This is a genomic window from Photobacterium kasasachensis (assembly GCF_050336885.1).
In the GTDB taxonomy this organism is placed as follows: Bacteria; Pseudomonadota; Gammaproteobacteria; order Enterobacterales; family Vibrionaceae; genus Photobacterium; species Photobacterium kasasachensis.
Map to the genome: position 1 here is coordinate 1 of NZ_JAKJSH010000058.1, position 1,247 is coordinate 1,247.

Sequence of the window (1,247 nt, forward strand, 5' to 3'; positions counted from 1 at the left end):
TGTTTCAGTTCCCCCGGTTCGCCTCGCAACGCTATGTATTCACGTTGCGATACCTGCTTGTGCAGGTGGGTTTCCCCATTCGGAAATCCCAGACTCAAGTGGCTCTTACTGCCTAATCTGGGCTTAACGCAAGTTAGTACGTCCTTCATCGCCTCTGACTGCCAAGGCATCCACCGTGTACGCTTAGTCACTTAACCATACAACCCCAAGAGGTCTCTCTTAAGACTGCATAATCAAACAACCAAGGTTTGTTTGTTTCGCCGGACTCTTCTTTTATTTTCACTCTTGAAAAAGTGAAGACAAAAGTACAAGACACTTGAATGTGTATTGCTTGAGAACTCGTTTCATCTCTCGATGAAACATTTTAATTCAACCTTATGGTTGAATTTACTAGTCAGCTTTCCAGATTGTTAAAGAGCATGTGTTTCGTTATCTCCGAGGAGATAAAAGATCCACTCTCTAAATACTTTCAAACGTAATAAGCAGAGACACAAAATCGACCCAACGGCTGTATTTCGCCATTGAATCTGCGCGTCGTGCAGAAAATATTTAGAGAGTGGTGGAGCTATGCGGGATCGAACCGCAGACCTCTTCGCTGCCAGCGAAGCGCTCTCCCAGCTGAGCTATAGCCCCATATATATGGTGTCTTCTTAAAAGAAGTCTTTTTCTTTAGGCAAGGCATCGTAATTCGACGTTTAGTTCGCTAAACGAGAAATGCGATAACGCAGCCAAAAGGAAAAGTGGTGGGCGATACCGGGCTCGAACCAGTGACCCCCTCCTTGTAAGGGAGGTGCTCTCCCAACTGAGCTAATCGCCCTCCGTTTTTCAGCTTGTTTTCACTTTTGTAAAAGTGAAATCAAAACTGCCATCCTCCGAGGAGAAGATGGTGGGTCGTGCAGGATTCGAACCTGCGACCAATTGATTAAAAGTCAACTGCTCTACCAACTGAGCTAACGACCCATGGCGTCCCGTAGGGGAGTCGAACCCCTGTTACCGCCGTGAAAGGGCGGTGTCCTAGGCCTCTAGACGAACGGGACTAAGTGTTTCTTGCCAACGTTGTTGGGCAACGTTAGCGCTCTCTTACATTTTAACCAGGCAATCTGTGTGGACACTGCATCAAACAAGCAGTCTATCGTTAAGGAGGTGATCCAGCCCCAGGTTCCCCTAGGGCTACCTTGTTACGACTTCACCCCAGTCATGAACCACACCGTGGTAAACGCCCTCCCGAAGGTTAAGCTATCTACTTC

At 47.4% G+C, this 1,247-nt stretch carries 4 tRNA genes and 2 rRNA genes; all 6 read right to left on the reverse strand.

From position 1 onward, the window contains the following. A 23S ribosomal RNA gene (locus L4D19_RS30175) occupies positions 1–197 on the reverse strand; the annotation flags it as partial. A 360-nt stretch (positions 198–557) separates the two neighbouring features. Further along, a tRNA-Ala gene (locus tag L4D19_RS30180) sits at positions 558–633 on the reverse strand. A gap of 108 nt (positions 634–741) precedes the next feature. Further along, positions 742–817: transfer RNA gene (locus L4D19_RS30185), tRNA-Val, on the reverse strand. A 67-nt stretch (positions 818–884) separates the two neighbouring features. After that, a tRNA-Lys gene (locus tag L4D19_RS30190) sits at positions 885–960 on the reverse strand. Position 961: 1 nt separating this feature from the next. Beyond that, positions 962–1,037 (reverse strand) — tRNA-Glu (locus L4D19_RS30195). A gap of 99 nt (positions 1,038–1,136) precedes the next feature. Further along, a 16S ribosomal RNA gene (locus L4D19_RS30200) occupies positions 1,137–1,247 on the reverse strand; the annotation flags it as partial.